The following is a 3,935-nucleotide window of genomic DNA, read 5'->3' on the forward strand; positions in this document are numbered from 1 at the left end:
TCCCCCATGAAATCCGGATCTGTAAGTACTATTACTCCCCTTTTTTCAGCTGCGGTTTTTATCAATCTTAGGGTCTCCCCTGTGATCCCAAAACCGCTGGTTATTATTATGTCTGCATCAACTGCCCTTTTAACAGCAGCCGCATCATTTTTCCCTTCTACAACTATACACTCTTTAATCAATCTTCTTCCCCCAAAATTGTTCATATTCTTTGTAAACTTTAACTTCAACATCAGGGACATACCGCGACAATGAATAACCGCGTAGCAGAGCAAAAGGACACACCATACAATGATGTGTCCACCTAACCTTGGTAATCTGTAGCTACAGCATCAGGAACATTCCTCGGCAAGTCATGACCCGCCTGAAGGGTTGCGTCCCCGCACCATAGACTATTAAAATTTATATTTTGGTTTATCCAGTATATATACTTTTATTTTTCTTTTCCCATATTTGGCTACATCATCCGGGGATTCAAAGTACAGGTCTATTCTGTTTCCTTTTATGGCGCCGCCTGTATCTGCTGCCAATGCTTCTCCATAACCTTCTACATAGAGCCAGGTCCCCAATGGTATAACCTTGGGATCTACTGCTACTATTCCCGGTCTTACTCTAAGCCCGGACCTGGTTATACCATACTGCGGATGATCCGGATGCTTGCCTGTGCTGGCAAAGGTTGCATCATAAGCAGTGGCTACCATTTCCATAGCTTTAACAAAGCGTGTGACAGTGCCTCTCGAAGAAACCAATGTGGTTTTAGTTCCTTCTTCTATAACTCCTGCTACAGGCTCCTGTATTATTTTTTCGTCAATAATTTCTCTTTTAGTTTCTTCTCCATTTTCATAAACTATTTTAATAGAAGTTTCTTTCTTTCCATCCTTGCCTTTCGTAATAACTCTTGCAAGACCTTTTTCAAGGTTTTCGTTTTCTTTTATTTGATTTTCAAAAGGTATGGTTTCTGTCTCGGTTATTATTCTCTCTTCAACCCTTAGAATATTTATATTATCAATGTTCTTAATAGGTGTATCCATTCCGGGTTCTACTTTGTCTAGTATACCGAGTGTAACACCTGCTTCTTCAATTGCTTCGCCAACAGTTTCAGCAAGGGTATGAAGCAGTATATCTCTTTCCTGAGTTATTATCATTATAGGCTTTGCTCTTTTTATTTCTATCCTCATATGGTCAGCAAGTTTTTGATTAGGATTTACTGCAAGTCTGTCATCAGGACCTATTTCAATACCTTTTTCTGCAATAACTTCAGCCACTGTAGACTTAAAGGTACTGATATTTATCTCCTGATCCCCGTCTGCAATTACTATATCCTTCTTCACTATATTATAAATAGTTAATGCAGCCAAAACCAAAACAAGAACAGCTAGTATGGCAGCTCCTGCGTAAACAGATTTCTTAAATCTATGTTTAAGCTGTCCATTTTTATAGTGCCATTCCTTCTGGGAAGAAAATAAACTTCTTAGCCTGGGAAAGTTTATTTCCATTAATTACCCTCCTTCTTAATCAACAAGCATATTTTATAATTTTTTATCCCAATTGTCAAACTTTACATATTTTTATGCATAGTCCTTAGTATTCTGTACAATTTTTGGAGATTATATACCATAATATTATTGATGTATGATATAGATTACACTTATTGATAAAAAAGGTTGGCAAATTTTATTTAAGCAGCTTAAATCTTAAAAAGCCGCTTCCCGTTTTCTAATGTTATTTGGGCTATTTCTTCAAAGTCCATATCTCTTAAGGCAGCTATCTTATCCGCCACATGTTTCACATAACCCGGATAGTTTCTTTCTCCCCTGTGGGGTACAGGAGTAAGATAGGGGCTGTCGGTTTCTATTAGTAGCATATCCAAGGGTACTTGTTGGGCTACTTCTACTGTTTTTCTGGCATTTTTGAATGTGACAGGCCCGGATAATGATATATACATATTCAGCTTAAGACATTCTCTCATCATCTCCACACTGCCGGAGAAGCTGTGAAGTACTCCCCCTACTTGCTTAACTCCTGATTTTTTCAGGATATTCATGGTATCTTCGTGGGCATCCCTGTCATGAATTATGACAGGAAGACCAAGCTGTTTAGCAAGATCTATCTGCTCTGCAAATCGCTTTTTCTGGACATCCCGGGGAGAATGGTTATAGTAATAGTCCAGACCTATTTCGCCAATAGCTCTGACCTTATTATTCTTCTCTGCCAGCTCAGCCAGTACTTGGCAGCTATTTTCATCCATTTCCGAAGCATCGTGGGGATGAACTCCCACTGAAGCATATATGAAATCATATTTCTTAGCCAAGGCTATGGCCTTTATTGATGTAGCTAAATTACTGGCTGCATTGAGTATGAGCTCAACTCCTTCTTCTTTGCACTTTGCAATGACAGAGTCTCTGTCACCATCGAATTTGCTGTCATCCAAGTGGGCATGTGTATCAAAAAGCATTTAGCTGACCTCCTTTTGCGTTGCTTAGGGTATTACTCTTGGGTCTAGTCACTAGTCTCTAGTCTCTGGTCACTGGTCTTTTATCTTTGAGTATTCCTCTGGGGTCTTTTTGAGGAACACGGATTATCACGGCTCAATCCACGGATCAACACGGTGAGGTATTATTAAAAACCACTAAAAGACACTGAAGATTCACTAAAATACACTAAAGGGTGAGTACGTTGCCTAGTGCATTCCTTTTGGTTATTTGCTCCTTTCTAGTATACTATAGTGCCTGATGAATAAACATATGTGCAGCTCACAAGGTTATTGATTTTGACAATGTAGTTTTCTAAGATACAGTGAAATCTATAGTATAGGAGAACGCTACAGTATCTGCATATTAGATATGTGCTTCAGATATGAAAGTTCGCTTTGATAGTTCTATAGCTTGATCTCACAAAAAGCCTAACGGCACCCAAAGGACCTCCATGTCCTGGATGCCTAGGCTGGCGTCCATGCCAGCCTTACGACTTTTTTAGTTCGCTCTTCGCTAAGAACTATAACAAAGCTCACAAAATATCCTCAGCACATATCTTATATGAACTTACTATAGCTTTCTTTGATACAACAATTGTTATCTTGAGCGGCAAGCAAAGGATCTTATATCCAAAGAGGAATACCCTAATATCTCGTGCCTCGTGCCAGGACGGAAAAGAAATACCCTAGGCAACGCAACAAAAATTGCACATATGCTTATTCTTCAGGCACTATAGCTATCTTCTATACAGTGAAATCTAAGTGATATATAAGAGAGCATTTTTGTTAACTTTGTTAATGACTCTTTGCGAAATTTAAATTAGAGAATTCGTAAGCGCGACACGGAGGTCGCGCTAGGCGCAACCGGCGAAGCATAGGGCATGGATGCCCGTTTTGCGCCGTTAGAATTCTCTTTTAGATGAGCATTAGAGTCATCAAAGTTAATAACTTATGCGATATTATATATTACTTAGATTGGCTTTGTAGCAGCTGCAGTGACTATCAGTTTACTGTTGATCCGGAAGCAATTTCTGTCAAAGGCGATACTATGGTCAGCTCCTCGTCATTTGATGCCGCCAGTATCATTCCCTTGGATTCAACCCCACGAAGCTTCACAGGTTTCAGGTTATATACAATTACTACGCTTTTGCCTATCAAATCCTCAGGCTTGTAATATTCTGCTATGCCTGATACCACCTGTCTCTTCTCTTCACCGACTTCCAATTCCAATTTCAAAAGCTTATCTGCTCCCTTTACCTTTTCACAGCCTATTACCTTGGCCACTCTTAGATCCAGCTTAGCGAAATCATCAATGGTGATCTCCGGCTTAGCCTTAACTTCATCCTTCGCTTTGGATTCAGGCTTAGCTTTAGCCGTTTCTTTTGCATTAGTAGTTGATTCCTCTTCCTTTCCGAATTCAACCCTTGGGAAAATTATACCTCCTTTTTCCACCTTTGTTCCC

At 39.6% G+C, this 3,935-nt stretch carries 4 protein-coding genes; all 4 read right to left on the reverse strand.

The annotated features are described in order from the left end of the window. A partial coding sequence (locus tag ACESM9_RS14915) for a toprim domain-containing protein (protein WP_373000506.1) occupies positions 1–182 on the reverse strand: 182 nt, incomplete at its 3' end. Positions 183–395: 213 nt separating this feature from the next. Then, positions 396–1,496 carry a 3D domain-containing protein gene (locus tag ACESM9_RS14920; protein WP_373000497.1) on the reverse strand — a complete coding sequence of 367 codons (1,101 nt, stop codon included), beginning with the start codon at positions 1,494–1,496 and terminating at the stop codon, positions 396–398. A 191-nt stretch (positions 1,497–1,687) separates the two neighbouring features. After that, a complete protein-coding gene (locus ACESM9_RS14925) occupies positions 1,688–2,455 on the reverse strand; it encodes a TatD family hydrolase (protein ID WP_373000499.1) in 768 nt (255 codons plus the stop codon). Positions 2,456–3,475: 1,020 nt separating this feature from the next. Beyond that, positions 3,476–3,935, reverse strand: a 460-nt coding sequence (gene metG / locus ACESM9_RS14930; protein ID WP_373000502.1) for a methionine--tRNA ligase subunit beta, incomplete at its 5' end; no start/stop codon positions are given.

Source organism: Lutispora sp., from assembly GCF_041687175.1.
In the GTDB taxonomy this organism is placed as follows: Bacteria; Bacillota; Clostridia; order Lutisporales; family Lutisporaceae; genus Lutispora.